The following is a 20,764-nucleotide window of genomic DNA, read 5'->3' as shown; positions in this document are numbered from 1 at the left end:
CTCATCATGAACAAACTCTCGAAGTGGATCCTCATCGACGGCAACCGACTGCTCGTTTCCGTTCTGCTCGCCGCCGCGGCGTTCCTGATCACGTTCGGTGCGACGCAGATCGAACTCATCACGTTCCAGCCGGCGAGTGCCGTCTCGTCGATGTTCGGCAGCGGCGTCGTCTCCGGGCTGTTCTCGGTCATCACGATCACGCTCACCGTGAACCAGCTGGTGCTCTCGCGGGTGTTCGGGACGGTCGAAGATCTCACCGACCGGCTCGACGGTACGCGCGAGTTTCGGCAGTCGGTCGCGGAGCTCACGGGGCGGGCCACGAGCCCGAACGACCCGGCGGCGTTCCTCGCGCTCATCGGCGAGACGCTCGACGAGCGGGTGGAAGCGTTCGCGACGGAGCACGACGGTGAGACGACCGACGAGATCGAGGAGTACCGCTCGGCGATGCACTCCTACGCCGAGCGCCTCGAAGGGGTCGCGGGCACCGGGGACACGATGGCGATCGTCTCGACCCTGCTCGGGCCGGCCTACGCACAGCGACTGACGGAAACGGAGACCATCCGCCAGTCGTACGACGACCGCTCGACCGAGGAGCTCGACGCGGTGACGGAGCTGCTGGAAGCGGTCGCGGTCGCCCGACAGTTCTTCAAGACGATCGCGATCCAGCAGGATCTCGCACAGCTCTCGCGACGGCTGGCCACCCTCGGCATCCCCATCCTGCTCGTCGCGTTTTACGCCACGACCGTCTACACGTCCGTCCCGAGCACGACGGTCGCCCAGCCGTTGCTGCCGATCGTCGTCAGCGCCGCCATCGCCATCGTGTTGCTGCCGCTCGCGATCCTCCTCAGCTACATGCTCAGGCTCGCCACGATCGCGCGCTATACGGTCTCGGTCGGCCCGTTCGTCCCGCCCGAAGAACAGACCTGACGACGCATCGATCGGTTCGGTCGGCAGCGAGCGACGGACGACGAATCGGACCCGGGATTGAAAGGGGATGGAGCCGTATTTCCGACCGATCGACGCCACGCGTCGAGCCACCACATGAAGGTCATCATCGCAAAGCGGGTCGATTCGGGCAGCGCCGACACGGGTGAGATCGCCGATCTCGCGGCGGCGGCCGGTCACGAGGTCGTCGGCACGCTCACCCAGACCAGAACCGAGGACGCCGCGCTCCATCTCGGCGAGGGGAAGGCCGACGAGCTCGCGGCGCTCGTCCGCGATCGGGACGCGGCGGCGGTGATCTTCGACAACCGGCTCGGCCCGTACCAGATCTACAACCTCGGCCAGCATCTGCCGGGCGACACCGAAGTGCTCGATCGGTTCCGACTGATCCTCGAGATCTTCGGTCAGCGCGCGGAGACGAAGAAGGCCCAGCTCCAGGTCGAACTCGCCGAACTCAGATACGAACTCCCGCGCGCGGAGGCGAAGACGAGCCTCGCCAAGCGCGACGAACGCCCGGGGTTCATGGGGCTCGGCGAGTACGACGAATCGCGTGAGCAGGACATCAAGGCCCAGATCAGCGCGATCCGCGAGGAGCTCGACGGGATCGAGGAGACCGAAGCCCATCGACGCGAACAGCGCCGTGAGTCCGGCTTCGATCTCGTGGCGCTGGCCGGCTACACGAACGCCGGCAAGTCGACGCTGTTGCGCCGGCTCGCCGCCGACGTCGACATCGACGAGAACGAGGGGCTCCATCCGGATCTCGATTCGACCGCCGAATCCGAAAATCGACTGTTCACGACGCTCGGGACGACCACGCGCCGGGCGGCGATGGATCGCCCAGTGCTCGTGACCGATACGGTCGGATTCATCTCCGATCTCCCGCACTGGCTAGTCGAATCGTTCAAGTCGACGCTCGATTCGGTCTACCGCGCCGACCTCGTGCTCCTGATCGTGGACGCGAGCGAGCCGACCGAGACGATGCGCGAGAAGCTCGTCACCGCCCACGACACGCTCTACGAGCGCAACGAGGCCCCGATCGTCACCGTTCTGAACAAGACCGACCGGGTCGACGCGGACGAGCTGGCCGAAAAGCGCGAGGCGCTGTCGGCGCTCGCACCCAATCCCGTGTCGATCAGCGCCGCCGAGGGCGACGACGTCGAGCTACTGCTCGAACGCGTCGAAGACGAACTTCCCGATTACGAACGCGAACGGCTCGTGTTGCCGATGGGCGACGGGACGATGAGCCTCGTCTCCTGGATCCACGATCACGCCCGCGTCGAGGACGTCTCCTACGGCGAGCAGGTGACGGTCACGTTCGCCGCGCGCCCGACGGTCGTCGAGCAGAGCCGGGATCGCGCCGCGAACCTCACCGTGCCGGCCGAGTCGGCCTGAGCGTTCGGTCGGTAGCGGAATCGTCGTCGACCGTCATCGTTCCCGGGGTCGCGTAGCCGGTTCGAATCCGGGGACAGCGGGCGACCGAACGGACGACGATCCCGGTAGTTTCTTGTCATCGACGAAACGTTCGCCGAACGTCACAGATCATGGCGACGGAGACGAGTTACAACCCCGCGTACGACGACTACACGAGCAACGAGTATCCGCCGGATTGGGACGGCCGACGGAAGGCGGTGCTCACCCGCGACGGCTACACGTGTCAGAGCTGTGGCGTCAAGAGCACGCGCGTCGACGACGTTTACTTCGACGTCGACCACATCGTGGCGAAATCCGACGGTGGTGGCCACGAGCTGTCGAACCTCCAGACGCTCTGTCCGACCTGCCACGCCGACAAACACGCCGGCAACGGGAAACTCGAACGGCGAGCACGGGACTGGGAGCGCCGGAACACGCGGTCGTTGACGTGGCGCGTGCTCCGCGTGCTGCTCGTCGTTCCCGTACTGTTCAACTTGCTCACCAGCAGCCCGGAGAGCGTCACCGACGAGTACGGCCGCGAGATCGAACTCACCCCGGTCGGTTCGCTGCCCACACTTCCGACCGATCACGGCGTCAGCACCGACGTACGGGTCGCGACGCTGTGGAACAGTTCCTCGTCGTCGGTTCAACAGGTCGGCCTGTTCGCGCCGGTCGACAGCGATCGTGACGACGATGTGACGCTGATCCGGTTCGTCGTCTGGGCGGACAACGGACTTCGCCGACTGCACGAAAACGAACGCTATCGCCTGATCGGCGGGCGTACGAACGAGTACGACGGCGACGCACAGCTCGTGCTCGACGGCCAGAGCGAGATCCGACCGCTCGACGGTAACTGATCGGAAATTCAGCTTTCCTCGGCCGTTTTCTCCTTTTCGAGCACTCGCACGTCCTCGATCGCTGTCGTGGGATACTGGCCGTCTTCGTCCTTCTCGGCGGCTTTCGTCATGTCCCAGACGGTGTCGAGCCCCGTCGTCACGCCCTGAAGGGCCTCCATCTCGCAGCCCGTCTTGCCGGTGGTCTCGACGGCGACGGTGAGCGTCACGCGATCGTCGGCGAGGGTGAACTCGGTCTCGACGTTCGTGATGGGGATCTGGTGGCAGAGCGGGATCGTCTCCCAGGTGTGCTTGACGGCACGAATCGCGGCGATGCGCGCGGTCGCGAGGACGTCGCCCTTCTCGATCCCGTCGTCGGCGATCGCCGCGACCGTCGATTCCTGGAGATGGATCGTCCCGCGGGCGACCGCTCGGCGCGCGCTGTCGGGTTTCGCGCCCACGTCGACCATCTGTGCGTTGCCCTCGGCCGTGGTGTGGGTCAGGTCGCTCGCGTCGCCCGGGTCGTCGCTCATCGGTCCGCCTCCATCGCGTGCGGGATCCCGTCGAGCAGTTCGGAGGCGAGCAGCCCGCTCTTGGAGAACCGCTCGGCCGCCCGGCCGTTGACGTATGGTGCGACGCTGGCCGCCTCGAACGGCTCCCGCGTCGCGAGCAGCGCGGCCGTGATCCCGGCGAGCACGTCGCCGGTCCCGCCGACGGTCATCCCGGCCGTTCCGGTCCGAGAGATCCGCGTCCGCTCGCCATCGGTGATCACGTCGTCCTTCGCCTTCGCCAGCACGACGTGGCCGAGATCGGCGGCGAAGGACTCGATCTCGTCGGCGTGCTCGCGGAGATCGTCGACGTTGGGGCCGCCCATCGCGGCGAGTTCCTTGCGGTTCGGGGTACACACGAGCGTCGCGTCCGTCTCGATCTCGGGAACGACGGCGAGTGCGTCGGCATCGACGACCGCTCGCCCGTCGAATCGCTCCAGAAACTGCTCGACGGCCGTGTGGGTCTCGTCGGCGCTGCCGAGGCCCGGCCCGAGCACCACGATATCGTCGTGGTCGGTCGCCGTCTCGACCAGTTCGTCGACGTGATCGGGTCCGAGTCGGTCGGCGTCGTAGGGCTGGACGATGAGGTCCTCGGCGTAGCCCGCGATCGGATCGAACACCCGCTCGGGGGCGGCGACGAAGGCGAGATCGGCACCCGCCCGGAGCGCGGCCTGCCCTGCGAGCGCTGGCGCGCCGGTGTAGGGACCACCGCCGACGACGAACACGCGCCCCGAATCGCCCTTCTCGCCGTGCGGGTCGCGCTCGACGGCGAGATCACCCGGCCCGACGAACCGCTCGGCAGCCCGCGGGATGCCGATGTCGGCGACCCGTACGTCCGCGTCGAGCGCGTCGAGTCCGGGTTTCGTGTCGTGGAACGTGACGACGTGGTCGGCGTCGACGGCTCCCGCACCCCCCTCGCCGGTGTCGGCGTCGACACCCGATGGAACGTCGACCGAGAGGACGGTCGCGTCGGAATCGTTCATCGCGCGCGCAGCCGTGGCCTCGGGCTCGCGGAGTTCGCCGGTGATGCCCGTGCCGAGCATCGCGTCCACGACGACGTCCGGGTTTTCGAGATCGAGATTTCGTGAGTCGCGTACCTCGTCGATCTCGTAGCCACCCTGTCCGAGCGCTGCCCAGTTCTCGCGGGCAATCTCGGTCGTGATCGTTTCGGCGCGTCCGAGCAGCAGCGTGCGCGTGTCGTACGTGTCGAGAAAACGCGCGGCAACGAACGCGTCACCACCGTTGTTGCCCCGGCCGGCGACGATCGTCACGCGCGCGTCCGGGTCCGCAATGTCGCGGACCGCACCGGCGACGGCGTTGCCGCTCGATTCCATCAACTGTTTCCTGGGGACGCCGAGCGCCGCCGCGTTCTCGTCGACGGCGGCCATCCGGTCGGTGTCGATCATGACGAGTCCATCGACCGCCGGCGAATTAAGCGTGCGGACTACCGGCGAACCTCGAACCCGGACAGTCCCTCGGGATCGTCGTACTCGACATCGACGTTCTCGACCGTGGCGGCTGGACTGCCGTCGTAGCACCACTCGACCATGCGCTCGACACTCTCCTCTCCACCCTCGAAAACCGCCTCGACGCGGCCGTCGTCCAGGTTCGGCACCCAGCCGTCGACGCCGATCTCGCGGGCGGTGTCGCGGGTGTTCGCACGGTAGGCGACGCCCTGGACGCGACCGGAGACGAACACGTGGGCACGGGTCTCGCTCATGGGACGGGTTGCTCGGCGACGAGCAAAAGCAGTCTGGCTCCAGGAACGGATCGCCGACGATCACTCGACCCCGCCGCGCAGGTAGTGAAACACGTACGTCTGGACGTAACCCGCGAATTCGCCGCCGAAGCGCTCGCGGATCGCCCGCGAGGTCTCGGCGTAGGAGTCGCGATCGCAGTCGGGGTAGTGTTCGGAAATCGCTTCCTGGATCCAGGTGTCGAGCGGGACGGCTTCGAGGTAGTCGAGCGCGAAGAGGAGCACGCAGTCGGCGACCTTGTCACCGACGCCGACGAACTGCTTGAGATACTCGTGGGCCTCCTCGAAGGCCATCCCACGGGCCGATTCGGGGTGTGCTTCGCCGCTCGCGACGAGTTCGGCCGTCCGCTCGACGTAAGGCGCTCGATAGCCGAGCGAGCACTCGCGCAGTTCCGCCTCGCTGGCGGCAGCCAACTGTGTGGGTGTCGGGAAGGCGTGGTAGGTTTCACCGTCGAACTCGATCGTCGAGCCGAACTCGCGGGCGAGCGTGCGCTGCATCCCGTGGATGCGGGATACGCGCATCTGTGCCGAACAGATGAACGAGACGAGCGAGACGAACGGCGGGTCGCGAACCACTCGCAGCCCCTCGTAGGCGTCGAACGCCCGCTCGATCAGCGGCTCGGCCGGCGTCGCCGCGCGGATGGCGTCGAGATCGTCGTCGAGTCGTAGTCGGTGGGTGAGCGGCGCCGTCGCGTCGGTCGTCGCCTCCCAGTCGAGTCGACCGTCGGTCTGGCGAGTGCGGATCACCTCGCGCTCGCCGGTGACGGTCGCCGGGAGCACCGTCTCGTACCACGCCGATCCGCCGACGGCCGACGGCTGGTCGTACATCCGGCCGTCCGCACGCTGCCACGCGTAGCTCTGACCGCTTTCGAGCGTGGCCTGCAGATCGAAGTCGCCCGCCACCTCGTCGAGATCCAGGCTGCCGGTCTCCATCACGATGGTGGACGAACGGGTGGTCGTTGGCCCTTTCGACTTCGGCGACCCAACGTTGATACTATCAGCCGATGAACGGCCGACATGGACTGTCGAGTCGTCGTCGAGGCCGCCGTGCCCGTCTACGATGTCGAGACGCCCGACGAGGCCGTCCGCATCGCCATCTCGAAGACCGGCGGAATGCTCAACCCCGATCTGAGCTACGTCGAGATCGAGATGGGCTCGCGCAGCTCGCCGGCCGGCGAGGAGCTGGAACCCGCCTTCATCGTTGCCGACGAAGCGCTCGTCGCGCTCGAACTCGAAATGACCGTCTTCAACGTCGAGCGCGAGGAACACGCCGCCCGCATCGCGCGCAAGGAGATCGGCCAACGACTCGAAAACATCCCGCTCGACGTCCTCGAAATCGAGGTCCTCGAAAGCGGCGACGAAGCCGAAGATGACGATGACGTCGCCACTGACGAGGATACCAGAGATGAGAATGCCAGTAGCGGAGACGATTCCAGTGGCGGAAACGACGGCGACGACGATCTGCTGCCGGAGTTCGACGAGCTGCTCGAAGAGTGAGCCGCGGCGCTACGGAACGTTGCTGACCGGAGAACGCGGTTGTCTGCCGTTCGCTCGTCTCAGTCGGCGGCCGCCGGAACCGTCTCCTCGTTTTCGGTTCGTCGCATATCGGTTGTAATACCGTCGGCGAGCGCGAAAACGGCGGCTTTGTGGTCTGTCTTCGACTGATGAATCGATGTCGGACGAACGCCGAGCGATTCGTACGAGTCGTAGTCGGCCGATTTCCCCGTCCGTGCTTCGTGATGCTTACGTACCTCTGCAAGCAGGCCGTGGAGGTGGATAAGCTCCTGCTTTTTCATGGGCACTTGCCCCTAGTGACTGGAGGATATTAGTAGTATCCTGACTCTCGTTAACATACGGGGGCGAAAAACGCCGCGAAACGGCCGTTCGCGGCAGTAAGTGTCATTGACGATAATGTATATTACAGACGGCTCGGCCGACTACTGGAACTGTTTGAACGCGCTGAGATCGCGGTCGGTTCGCATGAACTCACTGATACGATAGCTCGCGTGACAGTTCGGACAGTGGAACGTCGACCCGTCCGCCGGAAGCTCGCGCGGCGTCTCGCGCCAATGTTTCGCACACTCCGGACACAACAGTTGGACGGCTGCTTCGTCCATGTCACCGTTCAACACGCGACGAGTACAAAAAAGTTCGCGTCGATCAGGCGGCCATCACGTCGCCTTCGGCTTCGAGCAGCTCCTTGTACCGGTTACGGATAGTGACTTCGGAGATGTCGGCAACCTCGCTGACCGCGCCCTGCGTCACCTTCTCGTTGGTGAGCAGCGCGGCGGCGTAGACCGCGGCGGCGGCGAGCCCGACGGGGCTCTTGCCGCTGATGATCCCCTCGTCCTTGGCGGTCTCGAGGAGCTGTCGTGCGCGCCGTTCGGCCTCCTCCGAGAGTTCGAGATCGGAGGCGAACCGCGGCACGTAGCTCGCGGGGTCGGCCGGCTGGATCTCCAGGCCGAGCTCGCGGACCACGTAGCGGTAGGTTCGGGTGAGCTCCATCTTCCCCACTCTGGAGACGGTGGCGATCTCGTCGAGGCTCCGGGGCGTGCCAGCCTGGCGGGCCGCCGCGTAGAGCGCCGATGTCGAGACACCCTCGATCGAGCGCCCGGGCAGGAGATCCTCGTCGAGTGCACGGCGGTAGATGACCGACGCGGTCTCGCGGACGCTGTCGGGCAGGCCGAGTGCGCTCGCCATACGATCGATCTCGCCGAGCGCCTGCTTCAGGTTGCGCTCCTTCGAGTCGCGGGTGCGGAAGCGCTCGTTCCAGGTGCGCAGGCGCTGCATCTTCTGGCGCTGGCGCGAGGAGAGCGCGTTGCCGTAGGCGTCCTTGTTCTGCCAGCCGATGTTCGTCGACAGCCCCTTGTCGTGCATCATGTTCGTCGTCGGGGCACCGACCCGCGACTTCTGGTCGCGTTCTGCACTATCGAACGCCCGCCACTCGGGACCACGGTCGATCTCGTCGGCCTCGACGACGAGCCCACAGTTCGTACAGACGGTCTCGCCGTGCTCGCTGTCGGCGGCCAGCCGGCCACCACACTCGGGACAGACGAGCTCGTCTTCGTCGACCTCCTCTTGCTCGACCTCGCTCTCGTCGGTTCGTTCTCGCTCGTTGACTCGTGTTGTTGAATCGCTCATGGGTTTGTGACTCGGATGCGGTTGGCTGCTGGGGATCGGTCGCGCCCACTCCCAGAACTCGGTATCTGACAATACGTTAGCTCGTAAACTACTTAAAGCTACCGATTACACCCCGCCGAAATCGGACGTGTCACGCCCTCTCGACGCCGTCTGTGCGGAGGGGGTTAAACTGCCGCTTATCGCGGCGCTTTTCCGGGTAGACGTATCCACGACGCTGCTCACGACGGAGGGTCGTGCGCGAGTAAGGAGAGTGATAGGCCTGCAGTTTCCTGCACGTTTTCCGATCGAACGCCCTCGACGGCTCCGTGCCACGTTCAGTCCCACGTGACCCACGTGAGGAAGGCGACGCCACCGAACTCGAACAGTCGGAGCGCGAGCATCGCCTTCTGAGCGGGTGGTGGAACGAGCTCGGGGTTCGTCACCCAGAGCGTGAGCGTCTCGTGGAAGACGAAGAAGTAGATCGCCAGCGCGTTCTCCGCGAGCAGCAGGACTGCGAAGACCAGCAGGCCGAGGGTGTGCTTCGAGCGGAACTGGAGGAAGTTCCGCCCCCAGACGTAGCCCAGTCCGAGGAGCAGGAGCACGTTCAGCGCGCTGAACACGCGCATCGCGTCGATCAGAGCCGCCATCTATCCCTACATACCTCGTTTGCGTGCATATACTCTTTCCCAAATCGGACCATACTCAGTTCACCTCGTCGATGATTTCCTCTATCGTCTCCCAGTGATGGCGCGCCTGATCGGTCGGGAGATAGACCGCACCGTAGTCGTCACCGCTGTTTTCGAGAACGTTGTTCTCCTCCAGCACGTCGAGATGATGACGGACGGTTTTGTAGTCGAGATCCAGCTCCTCGGCGAGACGGTTGGCGTTGCGCGGCCGTTCGTCGAGCGCCTGGAGGATACGCACGCGGTTCGTGCCGCCGCGTGTCCCGGTCAGCACGTACCACAGAACGGCCTCCATCGACGGAAACTGACACACCCACCCCTTGTAAGCGCACCGACCGAATCTGTTCTCAGACGGTGAAGAGGTCGCCCTCGTCCGGTACCGAAAACAGTCCGATGCGCGCGCCGGCGTCGAGCCAGGCGTGACCGTACGAAAACGCCGCGAGCGCGTTCACCGGGTCGTCGCTGGCACGGAAATGTCGCCCGTCCTCCAGATACGAGCGCGCCATCTCCTCGTAGTCGGCCGCGGAATCGGCCAGCGGCGTCCCCGTCGGCGGCGCGATCGTCGCCGCATCGAGCGCGTCGGCGAGCAGCCGTTCGTACCGGTCGGTCTTCTCCGCGAGATCTGCAGGCATGGCCCGACCGAGGGGGACAGCCCCCTAAACTCCCGCGACAGCACAAGGTAGTTATTCGCGGACCGTCAATCGAGTGTATGAACGAGGACGCGGAGCCGGTCCATCGTCGGCTCGTCATCACGGGGTCGGGCATCGCGGGACTGACGGCGGCCATCTACGCTGCGCGCGCGAACAACGACCCGCTGGTGCTGGAGGGTGACGAACCGGGCGGCCAGCTCACGCTCACGACCGACGTCGCCAACTATCCGGGCTTTCCCGAGGGGATCGGCGGGACGGAGCTCATCAACGAGATGAAAGAGCAGGCGAAGCGCTTCGGCACGGAGATCGAGCACGGTGTCGTCGAATCCATCGACGATGCCGAACGGCCGTACGAGCTCACGCTCGCGAGCGGCGAACGCTACACGGCCGACGCCGTCATCGTCGCCAGCGGCGCGAGCGCGCGTACGCTCGGCGTCCCCGGCGAGGACGAACTCATGGGTTACGGCGTCTCGACCTGTGCGACCTGTGATGGGGCCTTCTTCCGCGGCGAGGAGATGCTCGTCGTCGGCGGCGGCGACGCCGCGATGGAGGAAGCGACCTTCCTGACGAAGTTCGCCTCGAAAGTCCACCTCGTCCACCGCCGCGAGGAGTTCCGTGCCGAGGACTACTGGGTCGAACGCCTCGAAGAACACGTCGAGGAGGGCGACATCGAAGTGATGCGGAACACCGAACTCGCCGAGATCCGCGGCTCGCCCGAAGAAGGCGTCGAGGACGTCTCGCTACTCACCAATCCCGAAGGCCATCCGAGCGAGAAGCGCGACGATCCCCAGACCGACGAGTTCGATTTCGACGTCGGGGCCGTCTTCCTCGCCATCGGTCACACGCCGAACACCGACTATCTCCGCGACACGGGCGTCGAGATGGACGACGCCGGCTATCTCACCACCGCGGGCGGTACGGGCGGCGGCCAGACCCACACGGACGTCCCCGGTATCTTCGGCGCTGGCGACGTGGTCGACCACCACTACCAGCAGGCCGTGACCGCCGCCGGGATGGGGAGCAAGGCCGCGCTCGACGCCGACACGTATCTCGAAACTCACACCGACGAAGCGCAGACGGCACCGCTGGCCGAATCCGACGACTGATCACTCGACGGCGTAGCGACAGAGCACGCCGTCGTCGACGCGCTCGACGTCTTTGAGGTCGAGCTCCGGAAATTCGTCGACGAACCCCGTACCGTCGGCGAGCGTCGGCGCATCGCGACCACCGATCAGGAGCGAGCCGACGAAGAGCGACAGTTCGTCGACGAGTCCCGCCTCGAACGCCGAAAAGAGGATCTCACCACCACCCTCGACGAGCAGTCGGTCGATCCCCTCGTCTTCGAGCGCGGCGACCCCCGCCGCGAGATCGACCCGCTCGTCGCCGGCGACGAGCAGTTCCGCACCCGCGTCCCGAAGAGCGGTGCGTCGATCCTCGGGTGCCGATGCACCGATCAGGACGTAGCTCACGGCGGCGTCGTCGAGCACGCGGCTGGACGGCGGTGTACGAGCACGTGTGTCGACGACCACACGCGCGGGGTGAGCTGGTTTGCCAGCCTCACGACGCTCCGCGCGCAGCTCGGGATCCTCGACGGTGAGATGGGGATCGTCGGCGCGTACCGTCCCGCCGCCGACGAGCACCGCGTCACAGGACGCACGGAGCGCGTCGACGCGCGCGAAATCGTCGGGCCCGCTGATGACGATCTGCTCGCGCCGCCGCGAGGAGAGTTTGCCGTCGGCGCTCATCGCCGCGTTGGCCACGACGTGCATGGGGACGGTAGCCGACGACCTCGAAAGCCGCTTTCGATGCCGTGGAACCGGGGCGAAATCGGACCGTGGACGCCGTGATCGTCGAAATCGGTGTCTGTTGCGCTGATGAACGAACGGGAGGAGATAAGTGCGCGCGTGGCGTTCGATTCTACCGAACAGCATGGCAGGGACGTCTCGTCGAGCAGTGCTCAAGGCTCTCGGGGTGGTCGGTATCGGTTCCGGTGTGGCCTACGGTGCGCTCCAGATGGAACCGAGCGAGAGCGCCGTCAACGGCTCGAACGAAACCCGAACGACCACGACCGCCGAGCGGACACGGACGAACGCAGCCACGACGCCGACACCATCGACGTGGCGACTCGGAGCGGCGGGCCAGTCACAGCTCTCCTCGTCGGTCGGCGGGTTCGCCGAAGGCTCCATCCGTCCGGACGGGCGCTACGCGGCCGTCGGAACGCGGTTTTCGGGCACCGGGAGCTATCTCGTCGATCTGACGGATCCGAGTGCGCCCGAGCTCGTCCATCACTTCCCGGCCGACGACGGCGTGCGCTGTCTCGACGTCAAGTTCGGCCCAAAGAAGGGGTTGTACTGTCGGAGCAACCACCCGGCCGGCGACTCCGGCGTCCAGATCGTCGATTACGGGTTCGCCGAAGGGACGCCGAAATCGCCGCAGATCATCGGCGAACTCAACGCCAGCGGGACGCACAATCTGTTCGTTCGCTCGAACGAATCGGTCGTCTACACGGTCAACTACAGCGACGATCCGGACACCGGCGGGATCGACGTCTGGGACGTCTCCGACCCGCGCTCGCCACAGCAGCACGGTGTCGCTGGCCCGCCCGGCTTGGCACACGACGTCGTCTACGACCCGAAACGCGGGCTGCTCCACTGTGCGTACATGGGCGAGATGGTCGATGGCTACGTGCTGCTCGACGCGACCGACCCGCTGAACCCGCGTCGGGTGGGTCACTTCGACTACGACAAGCAGCGCTCCTACGCTGACAGCGAGGTCGGCGAGGAGGCGTTCGGGAACTGCCACTACGCGCTGCCCGATCCGCGCCGCGACCTCGTGGTCGTCGGCGACGAGCGCTCCTACGGGACGCCGGGCGGCAAACACGTCTTCGACATCGGCTGGCGCGACGGCTCGCCGGAGAACCCGATCCCTATCGGGTTCACCGTCTCGCCGAACGCCGAGCGCATGGAGTCGGGCGACGACGGGACGGACGACCAGACCGAGCGCTTCGACTGGACCGGCCACCAGTTCGACATCGTTCCCCGGGGGGACGCCACGCTGGTGGTGAGCGGCGACTGGCACGAGGGCACGGTGCTCTACGACATTACCGATCCGACGAACCCACACCCGATCGACCGCCACCGCACCGACGCGCCCGCGGTGCCGAATCCGGCCGATGATCTCCAGGTGTTCGGCGATCCGCCGATGGCCTACAGCGCCATGTACAACGAAAAGCGCGGGTTCGCGCTGACGAGCGATCTCTTCACCGGGATCTACACCTACCGCATCGACGGCGTCGCCGACACCGAGACGGCGGCGAGTACGACCGAGAGCGACTGACTGCGGGCGCGAACGCTTTAGTTCGTTCCGCTCCGAAGACAGGTGATGACACTCGACGATCATGCCGAGGAGCTCGCCTCCGCCCTCGGCGTCGACAAAGAGGAGGTCAAAGCGGATCTGCAGAACCTGGTGGAGTACAGCGTGCCGATCGAGGAGGCCAAGAGCAGCCTCCGGCGGAAGTACGGCGACGACACGAGTGACGGAGCTCCGACGAGCAAGGCCATCGCCGACGTCGCGACGGGCGACGGCTCGGTGACGGTTCGCGGGCGAGTGCTCACGGTCGGCAAACGCTCGATCCGCTATCAGGGCGACGAGCTCGTGATCTTCGAGGGTGAGCTTGCCGACGAATCGGGCACGATCTCCTACACGGCCTGGGAGGATTTCGAGCTCGCGCCGGGCGACACGATCGAGGCACACGGGGCCGGCGTCCGCGAGTGGGAAGGCGATCCCGAGCTCAACCTCGGCTCGGAGACGACCGTCGCGTTCGCCGACGAACCCCTCGACGTCTCCTACGAGATCGGTGGCGAGAGCACGCTCGCGGAGCTCGTGCCGGGCGATCGCGGGCGCACGCTCGCGGTCCGCGTCGCCGAGGTCGAGGAGAAGGTCATCGACGGGCGCGACGGCGAGACGCAGATCCTGAGCGGCGTGGTCGCCGACGAGTCGGGACGACTCCCGTTCACCGACTGGAACCCCCACGACGGGATCGACGAGGACGCGTCGATTCGTATCGAGAACGCCTACGTCCGCGAGTTTCGCGGGGTGCCCTCGGTGAACGTCGCCGAATTCTCGACGATCGAGCCGCTCGACGAGACGATCGAGGGTGGCGAGAACGCCCCGCGGATGAGCGTCCACGAGGCGATCGCCACCGGGGGGCTGTTCGACGTGACAGTCACCGGGAGCCTGCTTGCGGTCCGGGACGGCTCCGGACTCATCCAGCGCTGTCCGGAGTGCGGGCGCGTCATCCAGCGGGGCGAGTGCCGCGCTCACGGCGACGTCGACGGCGAGGACGACCTGCGTGTGAAGGCCATCGTCGACGACGGGACGGCGTCGCTCACGGCCGTGCTCGACGCCGATCTCACCGAGGAAGTCTACGGCGGCGACGTCGAGGACGCGCGCGAGGCCGCCCGGGACGCGATGGATCAGGAGGTGGTGGCCGACGAGATCCGCGAGTCGATCGTCGGCCACGAGTTCCGCGTGCGAGGCACGCTCTCGATCGACGACTACGGCGCAAATCTGGAAGCGACCGAGTTCGCGCCTCGCGACGACGACCCCGCCGAGCACGCACGAACGCTGCTCGCCGAGGCCGACGAGGCGGGCGGGGTGGAGGTGGCAGAATGAGCAGCCGGCCGAACCGCGAGACCGCCTATCGGGTCTTCGCGGCCGAGTTCGACGATGCGACCCTCTCGTACGCTGAAAGCGACGAGGAGCGCGCGCCGAACTACGTCGTGACGCCGACCGGCGCGCGGCTCAACCGGCTGTTCGCCGTGGGCGTACTGACCGAGATCGAGGCGGTCAACGACGAGCAGCTCCGCGCCCGGATCGTCGATCTCACGGGTGCGTTCGTCGTCTACGCCGGCCAGTACCAGCCCGAGGCGCTCTCCTTCCTGGAACGCGCCGACGCTCCCGCGTTCGTCGCCGTCGCGGGCAAGGCGCGCACGTTCCAGCCCGAGGACTCCGATCGGGTGTTCACCTCGATCCGCCCGGAGAGCCTGAACGAGGTCGACGCCGCCACGCGCGATCGCTTCGCCGTCGATGCCGCCGAACTAACCCTCGAACGCGTTCGGACGATGCGCGCGGCGCGCGACCGCGACGAGCGCGGCGATGCGCTCCGCGACACACTCGAAGGCGAGGGTGTCGAACGGGGGCTGGCCGCCGGGGTTCCGCGCGCGCTCGCCCACTACGACACGACGCAGGAGNGGAGGTCGGCCCGCTCGACGTCTCGCCCGAAGGTCGATCGACCGGGCGCGATGCCGTGACCGAGCGTGCCGAGGCGACCGATTCGGGGGCCAGTAGCGACCGCGACGCGGCGACTACGGCCGGTGACGAATCCGACACGGAGCCGGCAGTCGAAACGGATGACGAGTCGATCACAGCTGAGAGCGCGAATGCGGACGACGAGACCACATCCGTAGCGGATTCGATGGGCGATACAGAGACCGAGACCGGTATCGAAGCCGAACTGGATCGAGAACCCGAGTCAGCTACCGAGAGCGAAACCGAGGTCGAAGCCGAAGCGGAGCCCGAACCAACTGCTGGGGACGAATCCGACGAACGTGAACGCGCCGAAGCGGCGGAGCCGGAGCGATCCGGGAACGAGCACGAGGACGGCGAGAACAAAACCGACGAGTCGTTCGGCGAGATCGACGGAACCGACGACGAGATCACTCCAGAGGTAGATGACGAGGAGGCCACCGGGACGGACAGTGAGGAGTCGGTCGAGGTCGACGTCGACGATCCGGAGGAGTTCGAGATCGATCCCGACGAGCGCGAGCGGATCGAGGAGGAGTTCGGTACCGACTTCGAGAGCGCCGCCGAGGTGGGCGACCCGGGCGAGGCCGACATCGAGACGCCGATGCCCGACGAGATGGACGAGGCGGGTTCCGAACCGGCCGATCCCGCTTCCGATACCGAACTCGCGTCGGAGCCCGGGGATGAAGGCGAAAACGACGATGTCGTTGCCGACGACGAGACCGACGAGGCTGCCGACGTCGATGACGGCGACGAGTCGGAGGGTGCCGAGGATGACCCCGATCCCGAGGAAGCGGTCGTGGCGGCGATGGCGGCGCTGAACGAGGGCGACGGCGTCGATCGCGAGGCGATCGTCGAGCACGCCGTCGCGGAGTACGATCTCACGCCCGAAGCGGCCGACGACGGGATCCAGGAGGCGCTGATGAGCGGCGAGTGTTACGAACCCGACGACGACAGACTCAAACCGATCTGATGGGCGGGAAGGGTCGCGTCGAGCCGATTCCGGGCGAACCGGCGGCCGTCGTCGAGTGCGGCGAGCGCGTGCTCTGCATCGCTGACTACCACGCCGGGCTCGAAGCCGCGCTTCGCTGGGAGGGTGTCTCGCTGCCGAGTCAGGCCGACGAACGCCGCGAGCGCGTGCTCTCACTCGTCGAGACGACGGCAGCCGAACGGGTCGTGTTCCTCGGCGATCTTGCCCACTCAATCGGCGGTTCGCGGGGTGACGAGCGCGAGGAGCTCGAAACACTGCTGGCCGCGCTCACCGATCGCGTTCCGGTCACGCTCGTCAAGGGCAACCACGACGGAGAGATCGAAGCGCTCGCCGAGGAGTTCGGCGTGGCCGTGACGCCGACCGACGGCATTCGAGTCGGCGGGGTGGGATTCGCCCACGGACACACCTGGCCGAGCGAGCGTGTACTCGAAGCGGATGTGGTCTGTGTCGGCCACGAACACCCGACCGTCCGGCTCGAAGACGAGGTGGGCGGGAGCCGGGCCGAGCGCGCGTGGCTCCGTGGATCGCTCGCGCCGGAGCCGTTCGAGGAGCATCACGACACCGAACTGGCGATCGACGGCGAACTCGTGGTGTTCCCGTCGTTCAACGATCTCTCAGGTGGGACGTGGGTGAACGTCGAGGGTCAAGAATTTCTCGCGCCGTTTCTGCCCGACGGACTCGCGAACGGCGAGGCGTATCTGCTCGACGGGACGCGTCTCGGCGCGTACCGACGGCTCTAACCCGGAGTTCTTAATCGGCTCGCACCCATAGAAAATCCAATGGCAGATAGCGAGGCCGCCGCCGATCTGGCGGCCTTTACACACCTCGGCGAGCAGGTGAGGGCGGCGCTCTCCGAGCGCGGGTTCACGACCCCGACCGAGCCACAGCGCAAGGCGATCCCGCCGCTGGCCGACGGGCAGGACGGGCTCGTGATCGCACCGACGGGCACAGGGAAGACCGAAACCGCGATGCTCCCGGTGTTCGACGCGCTCGCGGGCGAGGACCGGTTCGGGATGCAGGCGCTCTACATCACACCACTGAGAGCGCTCAACCGCGACATGCGCGACCGACTCGACTGGTGGGGCGAACAGTTGGAGCTCGACATCGACGTGCGCCACGGCGATACGACCCAGTATCAGCGCGGAAAGCAGGCTGAGGACCCGCCGGACGTGCTCGTGACGACGCCCGAGACGCTCCAGGCGATGCTCACCGGCGAGAAGCTCCGCAAAGCGCTCGGGGACGTCTCGCACGTCGTGATCGACGAGGTCCACGAGCTCGCGGCGTCGAAACGCGGCGCGCAGCTCACGATCGGGCTCGAACGCCTCCGCGAGCTCGCGGGTGAGTTCCAGCGCATCGGCCTGTCGGCGACGGTCGGCGATCCCGGCGAAGTGGGAAAGTTCCTCACCGGCGGGCGCGACTGCGCGCTCATCGAGGTCGACGTCGGCAGCCGGCTCGACGTCCAGGTGCGAAAGCCACGGATCACCGACGAGGACGAAACGCTGGCGGCGGAGCTCGCGAGCGATCCCGACCTCGCGAGCCACGTGCGGGCGATCCGCGATCTCGTCGCCGACAACGAATCCTCACTGATCTTCGTCAACACACGCCAGACGGCCGAAGCGCTCGGTTCGCGCTGCAACGCGCTCGATTTACCCATTGGAGTGCATCACGGTTCGCTCTCGAAGGAGGCCCGTATCGAGGTCGAGGACGCGTTCAAATCCGGCGAACTGGACGGGTTGCTCTGTACCTCGTCGATGGAGCTCGGCATCGACGTGGGGCGCGTCGATCACGTGATCCAGTATCAGAGCCCGCGCGAGGTCGCCCGCCTCCTCCAGCGCGTCGGGCGGGCGGGCCATCGCTCGGACCGACTCTCGTCGGGTACCGTGCTCACGACACGCCCGGACGACACGCTCGAAGCGCTCGCCATCTGCCGGCGCGCCCACGAGGGGCTGGTCGAACCCGCCGAGATCCACCACGGCAGTCTGGACACGGTCGCCAACCAGATCGTCGGGCTCGTCATGGATTTCGGCGAGATCGGCGCGCGCCAGGCCTACGAGATCGTCACGCGCGCCTACCCGTTCCGCGATCTCGGCGAGGAGGAGTTTCGCGAGATCGTCCGCGAGCTATCGGGCAACCGAATCCTCTGGCTCGACGAGGAGCAGGACAGACTCGAGAAGTCGGGCGGCTCGTGGCAGTATTTCTACGCCAACCTCTCGATGATCCCCGACGAGGAGACGTACACGGTCTCGGACGTCGCCTCCGGGCGGACGATCGGCACGCTCGACGAACGGTTCGTCGTCAACTTCGCCGGCCCGGGCGAGACGTTCATCCAGCGTGGCGAGATGTGGCGGATCGCGGAGGTCAACGACGAGGAGAGCGAAGTGAAGGTCAGTCCTATCGAGGATCCCGCCGGCGAGATCCCCTCGTGGACCGGCCAGGAGATCCCGGTGCCGCGGGCGGTCGCCAGCGAGGTCGGCGAGATCCGGGAAACGGTCGGTGAGTCGTTCGCCAACGGCACGTCGCGGACTGGGGTAGCCGACGATCTCGCCGAGCGCTATCCGACCGACGAGTACACCGCGAGCGAGGCGCTCGACCCGCTCGAAAAGCAGATCGAGGCGGACGGTCCGATGCCGACCGAGAACCGGGTCGTCGTCGAATCCGAACCACGGTCGGTCGTCGTGAACGCCTGTTTCGGCCACACGACCAACGAGACCCTCGGGAGGGTTCTGTCGGCGCTGCTCGGTCAGCGGACCGGCTCCTCGGTGGGTATGGAGATCGACCCATACCGCATCGAGCTCGACGTGCCGCGCGCGGTGTGCGGGAGCGACGTCGTGGAAATTCTGAACGAGACGGCCGCCGAGCACGTCGCGGGGCTCATCGAACTCAGCCTCAAGAACTCCGACGCGCTGAAGTTCAAACTCGCACAGGTCGCGGCGACGTTCGGTGCGCTCAAGTCCTGGCAGAGTGACAGTCGGTTCGGTCGCGGACGGCTGCTCGCGGCGCTCGAAGACACGCCGGTCTACGACGAGGCCGTCCGCGAGGTCTTCCACGACGATCTCTCGATCGACGACGCCGGCGACGTGCTCTCGGGGATCAAATCTGAAGAAATCGAGCTCGTGACCCACAGCGGGCACACCCCCGTGGGGATCGACGGGCGCTCGTCGGGCAAGGAGCTGCTCGCGCCAGAGAACGCCGACGCGAGCGTCATCGACACGGTGCGAGAGCGGATTCAGGAGGATCGGATGCGGCTGTTCTGTCTGCACTGCCAGGAGTGGGAGCGCACGCAGGAGGTGCGGCGGATCCCCGATCAGCCCGAATGCCCACTCTGTGGCTCGACGCGCATCGCGGCGCTCAACCCGTGGGCCGAGGAAGTCGTCGAGGCGATCAAAACCGACGAGAAGGACGACGAACAGGAAAAACAGACCGAGCGCGCGTATCAGGCCGCGACGCTCGTCCAGAGCCACGGCAAGCAGGCCGTCATCGCGCTCGCTGCCCGCGGTGTCGGCCCGCACAACGCCGCCCGCATCATCGCCAAGCTCCGCGAGAACGAGGACGATTTTTACCGGGATATCCTCTCACAGGAGCGCCAGTACGCCCGCACACAGTCCTTTTGGGGCTGACACCCTTCCGAGATGAGGCTAACGGCTATCATCGAAGACTACCTTCTCCTGTGGGTTCTCCTCGCAGTTGGTCTCGGAATCGCCGTCCCACGCGTGGCGGTCGTAACGGAGGTTTCAACTGTCATCCTTGCCGTGATGATCGGCAGCATCTCGCTGACGCTCTCGGTCGGGCAGTTCCGGCAGATCGAGGAACGAACCCTTGGGATCGCGCTTCTCGGTCACGTGACGATGCCGTTTCTCGCGTTCGCCATTGCTCGCGGTCTCGGACTGTCACCGGAACTCACCGTCGGTTTCGTCGTTCTCGGGGCGGTCACCCCCGAACTCGTGACGCCAGTGATGACCGAACTCGCGGGTGGTGACACCGCTCTTTCGGCGACGGCGCTCGCGGCCATCGGCATCGGGAGTATCGCGTTCATCCCAGCCGTCGTCGTGGTACTCGTCGGTGGCATCGGTGTCTCGACGGTCCCGCTCGTCGAACAGTTGCTGGTTGCCGTCGTCGGGCCGATGCTCCTCGCGGTCGGCGTCCGTGCGTGGCGGCCCGAGCGCGTCGAACGATACGACGACTACTACCCATCCGTGTCGGCACTGATGGTGATTCTCGTCATCGGCGGCGTGACCGCGACCAACGCCGCCGTGATCCGTTCGAGCGGGACGGTGCTGTTCGTTGTGGGTGCTGGGGCCGCTGCTCTCAATTTCCTCGGATACGGCATCGGATGGCTCGGGAGCGTCCACCGACCTCGGGACGAACGAATCGCGGTCGCCCTGTCGGTCGGGATGCGGGATTTTGCGGTTGCGGCCGCACTCGTCGTCGCAGCGGGGCTACCACCGAGTGCCTCGCTGCCAGCCGTCGTCTTCGGTATCGTCGAAATGACGACGAGTGCCGGTCTCGCACGGTACTTCGCTCGATAGC

At 66.5% G+C, this 20,764-nt stretch carries 22 protein-coding genes and 1 pseudogene; 12 read left to right on the top strand and 11 right to left on the bottom strand.

The window, feature by feature from the left end; genetic code table 11:
• The first annotated feature begins 6 nt into the window (after window positions 1-6).
• The 3 genes from C451_RS17205 to C451_RS17195 all read left to right on the top strand — a co-directional run bounded on the left by C451_RS17205 (window position 7) and on the right by C451_RS17195 (window position 3,209).
• Complete coding sequence (locus C451_RS17205; RefSeq protein ID WP_007742535.1) at window positions 7-927, top strand: hypothetical protein; 921 nt, start codon at window positions 7-9, stop codon at window positions 925-927.
• Window positions 928-1,041: 114 nt separating this feature from the next.
• Complete coding sequence (gene hflX / locus C451_RS17200) at window positions 1,042-2,334, top strand: GTPase HflX (protein WP_007742534.1); 1,293 nt, start codon at window positions 1,042-1,044, stop codon at window positions 2,332-2,334.
• A 149-nt stretch (window positions 2,335-2,483) separates the two neighbouring features.
• The gene (locus tag C451_RS17195; RefSeq protein ID WP_007742533.1) at window positions 2,484-3,209 is read left to right on the top strand and encodes an HNH endonuclease; all 726 of its coding nucleotides are present in this window, start codon (window positions 2,484-2,486) and stop codon (window positions 3,207-3,209) included.
• An 8-nt stretch (window positions 3,210-3,217) separates the two neighbouring features.
• Here the strand turns inward: C451_RS17195 and moaC are convergent, their stop codons facing one another.
• From moaC to C451_RS17175, 4 genes are read right to left on the bottom strand one after another with little or no spacing between them, the layout of a single operon-like run.
• Entirely contained in the window at window positions 3,218-3,718 is a 501-nt protein-coding gene (gene moaC / locus C451_RS17190; protein WP_007742532.1) for a cyclic pyranopterin monophosphate synthase MoaC, read from the bottom strand.
• Window positions 3,715-5,139 (bottom strand): bifunctional ADP-dependent NAD(P)H-hydrate dehydratase/NAD(P)H-hydrate epimerase, encoded by a 1,425-nt coding sequence (locus C451_RS17185; RefSeq protein WP_007742531.1) that lies wholly within the window; start codon window positions 5,137-5,139, stop codon window positions 3,715-3,717. Before C451_RS17185 ends, moaC begins: the two co-directional genes overlap by 4 nt.
• 38 nt (window positions 5,140-5,177) lie before the next feature.
• A complete protein-coding gene (locus C451_RS17180) occupies window positions 5,178-5,453 on the bottom strand; it encodes an acylphosphatase (RefSeq protein ID WP_007742530.1) in 276 nt (91 codons plus the stop codon).
• A gap of 60 nt (window positions 5,454-5,513) precedes the next feature.
• Window positions 5,514-6,422 (bottom strand): DNA-3-methyladenine glycosylase family protein, encoded by a 909-nt coding sequence (locus C451_RS17175; RefSeq protein WP_007742529.1) that lies wholly within the window; start codon window positions 6,420-6,422, stop codon window positions 5,514-5,516.
• Window positions 6,423-6,506: 84 nt separating this feature from the next.
• Here C451_RS17175 and C451_RS17170 point away from each other — a divergent pair, with 84 nt between their 5' ends.
• Complete coding sequence (locus tag C451_RS17170; RefSeq protein WP_007742528.1) at window positions 6,507-6,986, top strand: DUF555 domain-containing protein; 480 nt, start codon at window positions 6,507-6,509, stop codon at window positions 6,984-6,986.
• 59 nt (window positions 6,987-7,045) lie between these two features.
• Here the strand turns inward: C451_RS17170 and C451_RS17165 are convergent, their stop codons facing one another.
• From C451_RS17165 to C451_RS17140, 6 genes are all read right to left on the bottom strand, one after another.
• A complete protein-coding gene (locus tag C451_RS17165; protein WP_007742527.1) occupies window positions 7,046-7,285 on the bottom strand; it encodes a UPF0058 family protein in 240 nt (79 codons plus the stop codon).
• Between the two features lie 141 nt (window positions 7,286-7,426).
• The gene (locus tag C451_RS17160; RefSeq protein WP_007742526.1) at window positions 7,427-7,606 is read right to left on the bottom strand and encodes a DUF7836 family putative zinc-binding protein; all 180 of its coding nucleotides are present in this window, start codon (window positions 7,604-7,606) and stop codon (window positions 7,427-7,429) included.
• 43 nt (window positions 7,607-7,649) lie between these two features.
• Window positions 7,650-8,630, bottom strand: coding sequence for a transcription initiation factor IIB (locus C451_RS17155; protein WP_007742525.1), 981 nt, complete (start codon window positions 8,628-8,630; stop codon window positions 7,650-7,652).
• Window positions 8,631-8,944: 314 nt separating this feature from the next.
• A complete protein-coding gene (locus C451_RS17150) occupies window positions 8,945-9,256 on the bottom strand; it encodes a hypothetical protein (RefSeq protein ID WP_007742524.1) in 312 nt (103 codons plus the stop codon).
• A gap of 55 nt (window positions 9,257-9,311) precedes the next feature.
• Window positions 9,312-9,587 (bottom strand): ArsR/SmtB family transcription factor, encoded by a 276-nt coding sequence (locus C451_RS17145; RefSeq protein WP_007742523.1) that lies wholly within the window; start codon window positions 9,585-9,587, stop codon window positions 9,312-9,314.
• Window positions 9,588-9,639: 52 nt separating this feature from the next.
• Window positions 9,640-9,924 (bottom strand): DUF357 domain-containing protein, encoded by a 285-nt coding sequence (locus C451_RS17140; RefSeq protein ID WP_007742522.1) that lies wholly within the window; start codon window positions 9,922-9,924, stop codon window positions 9,640-9,642.
• 77 nt (window positions 9,925-10,001) lie between these two features.
• Here C451_RS17140 and C451_RS17135 point away from each other — a divergent pair, with 77 nt between their 5' ends.
• On the top strand, window positions 10,002-11,048 hold the full coding sequence (locus tag C451_RS17135; RefSeq protein WP_007742520.1) for an NAD(P)/FAD-dependent oxidoreductase: 1,047 nt from the start codon (window positions 10,002-10,004) through the stop codon (window positions 11,046-11,048).
• On the opposite strand, the gene C451_RS17130 is transcribed toward C451_RS17135, so the two are convergent.
• Window positions 11,049-11,711 carry a 2,5-diamino-6-(ribosylamino)-4(3H)-pyrimidinone 5'-phosphate reductase gene (locus C451_RS17130; protein ID WP_007742519.1) on the bottom strand — a complete coding sequence of 221 codons (663 nt, stop codon included), beginning with the start codon at window positions 11,709-11,711 and terminating at the stop codon, window positions 11,049-11,051.
• 160 nt (window positions 11,712-11,871) lie between these two features.
• Between C451_RS17130 and C451_RS17125 the strand changes: the two genes are divergently transcribed.
• The 7 genes and pseudogenes from C451_RS17125 to C451_RS17100 all read left to right on the top strand — a co-directional run bounded on the left by C451_RS17125 (window position 11,872) and on the right by C451_RS17100 (window position 20,763).
• Window positions 11,872-13,278 carry an LVIVD repeat-containing protein gene (locus tag C451_RS17125; protein ID WP_080503559.1) on the top strand — a complete coding sequence of 469 codons (1,407 nt, stop codon included), beginning with the start codon at window positions 11,872-11,874 and terminating at the stop codon, window positions 13,276-13,278.
• Between the two features lie 45 nt (window positions 13,279-13,323).
• Window positions 13,324-14,616 carry a Single-stranded DNA binding protein gene (locus tag C451_RS17120; RefSeq protein WP_007742516.1) on the top strand — a complete coding sequence of 431 codons (1,293 nt, stop codon included), beginning with the start codon at window positions 13,324-13,326 and terminating at the stop codon, window positions 14,614-14,616.
• Window positions 14,613-15,188: pseudogene (locus tag C451_RS24620) on the top strand (RPA family protein); the annotation flags it as partial. The gene C451_RS17120 and the pseudogene C451_RS24620, both read left to right, overlap by 4 nt.
• A gap of 62 nt (window positions 15,189-15,250) precedes the next feature.
• A complete protein-coding gene (locus C451_RS23855; RefSeq protein WP_007742513.1) occupies window positions 15,251-16,219 on the top strand; it encodes a hypothetical protein in 969 nt (322 codons plus the stop codon).
• The gene (locus C451_RS17110) at window positions 16,219-16,977 is read left to right on the top strand and encodes a metallophosphoesterase (protein ID WP_007742512.1); all 759 of its coding nucleotides are present in this window, start codon (window positions 16,219-16,221) and stop codon (window positions 16,975-16,977) included. Before C451_RS23855 ends, C451_RS17110 begins: the two co-directional genes overlap by 1 nt.
• A 39-nt stretch (window positions 16,978-17,016) precedes the next feature.
• A complete protein-coding gene (locus C451_RS17105; protein ID WP_007742511.1) occupies window positions 17,017-19,854 on the top strand; it encodes a DEAD/DEAH box helicase in 2,838 nt (945 codons plus the stop codon).
• A 12-nt stretch (window positions 19,855-19,866) separates the two neighbouring features.
• A complete protein-coding gene (locus C451_RS17100; protein ID WP_007742510.1) occupies window positions 19,867-20,763 on the top strand; it encodes a bile acid:sodium symporter family protein in 897 nt (298 codons plus the stop codon).
• Window position 20,764: the final 1 nt, after the last annotated feature.

The organism is Halococcus thailandensis JCM 13552 (assembly GCF_000336715.1).
Lineage (GTDB): Archaea > Halobacteriota > Halobacteria > Halobacteriales > Halococcaceae > Halococcus > Halococcus thailandensis.
This window is presented reverse-complemented; position numbering and strand designations above follow the sequence as displayed.

Excerpts from the sequence above, each read along its gene's own strand:
- C451_RS17165 (WP_007742527.1), bottom strand. The coding sequence starts at position 7,285 with ATGAAAAAGCAGGAGCTTATCCACCTCCACGGCCTGCTTGCAGAGGTA.
- C451_RS17205 (WP_007742535.1), top strand. The coding sequence starts at position 7 with ATGAACAAACTCTCGAAGTGGATCCTCATCGACGGCAACCGACTGCTC.
- C451_RS17105 (WP_007742511.1), top strand. The coding sequence starts at position 17,017 with ATGGCAGATAGCGAGGCCGCCGCCGATCTGGCGGCCTTTACACACCTC.
- C451_RS17160 (WP_007742526.1), bottom strand. The coding sequence starts at position 7,606 with ATGGACGAAGCAGCCGTCCAACTGTTGTGTCCGGAGTGTGCGAAACAT.
- C451_RS17145 (WP_007742523.1), bottom strand. The coding sequence starts at position 9,587 with ATGGAGGCCGTTCTGTGGTACGTGCTGACCGGGACACGCGGCGGCACG.
- C451_RS17125 (WP_080503559.1), top strand. The coding sequence starts at position 11,872 with ATGGCAGGGACGTCTCGTCGAGCAGTGCTCAAGGCTCTCGGGGTGGTC.
- C451_RS17130 (WP_007742519.1), bottom strand. The coding sequence starts at position 11,711 with ATGCACGTCGTGGCCAACGCGGCGATGAGCGCCGACGGCAAACTCTCC.
- C451_RS17100 (WP_007742510.1), top strand. The coding sequence starts at position 19,867 with ATGAGGCTAACGGCTATCATCGAAGACTACCTTCTCCTGTGGGTTCTC.
- C451_RS17175 (WP_007742529.1), bottom strand. The coding sequence starts at position 6,422 with ATGGAGACCGGCAGCCTGGATCTCGACGAGGTGGCGGGCGACTTCGAT.
- C451_RS17155 (WP_007742525.1), bottom strand. The coding sequence starts at position 8,630 with ATGAGCGATTCAACAACACGAGTCAACGAGCGAGAACGAACCGACGAG.
- C451_RS17140 (WP_007742522.1), bottom strand. The coding sequence starts at position 9,924 with ATGCCTGCAGATCTCGCGGAGAAGACCGACCGGTACGAACGGCTGCTC.
- moaC (WP_007742532.1), bottom strand. The coding sequence starts at position 3,718 with ATGAGCGACGACCCGGGCGACGCGAGCGACCTGACCCACACCACGGCC.
- C451_RS17185 (WP_007742531.1), bottom strand. The coding sequence starts at position 5,139 with ATGATCGACACCGACCGGATGGCCGCCGTCGACGAGAACGCGGCGGCG.
- hflX (WP_007742534.1), top strand. The coding sequence starts at position 1,042 with ATGAAGGTCATCATCGCAAAGCGGGTCGATTCGGGCAGCGCCGACACG.
- C451_RS17110 (WP_007742512.1), top strand. The coding sequence starts at position 16,219 with ATGGGCGGGAAGGGTCGCGTCGAGCCGATTCCGGGCGAACCGGCGGCC.
- C451_RS17120 (WP_007742516.1), top strand. The coding sequence starts at position 13,324 with ATGACACTCGACGATCATGCCGAGGAGCTCGCCTCCGCCCTCGGCGTC.
- C451_RS17195 (WP_007742533.1), top strand. The coding sequence starts at position 2,484 with ATGGCGACGGAGACGAGTTACAACCCCGCGTACGACGACTACACGAGC.
- C451_RS17135 (WP_007742520.1), top strand. The coding sequence starts at position 10,002 with ATGAACGAGGACGCGGAGCCGGTCCATCGTCGGCTCGTCATCACGGGG.
- C451_RS17180 (WP_007742530.1), bottom strand. The coding sequence starts at position 5,453 with ATGAGCGAGACCCGTGCCCACGTGTTCGTCTCCGGTCGCGTCCAGGGC.
- C451_RS17170 (WP_007742528.1), top strand. The coding sequence starts at position 6,507 with ATGGACTGTCGAGTCGTCGTCGAGGCCGCCGTGCCCGTCTACGATGTC.
- C451_RS17150 (WP_007742524.1), bottom strand. The coding sequence starts at position 9,256 with ATGGCGGCTCTGATCGACGCGATGCGCGTGTTCAGCGCGCTGAACGTG.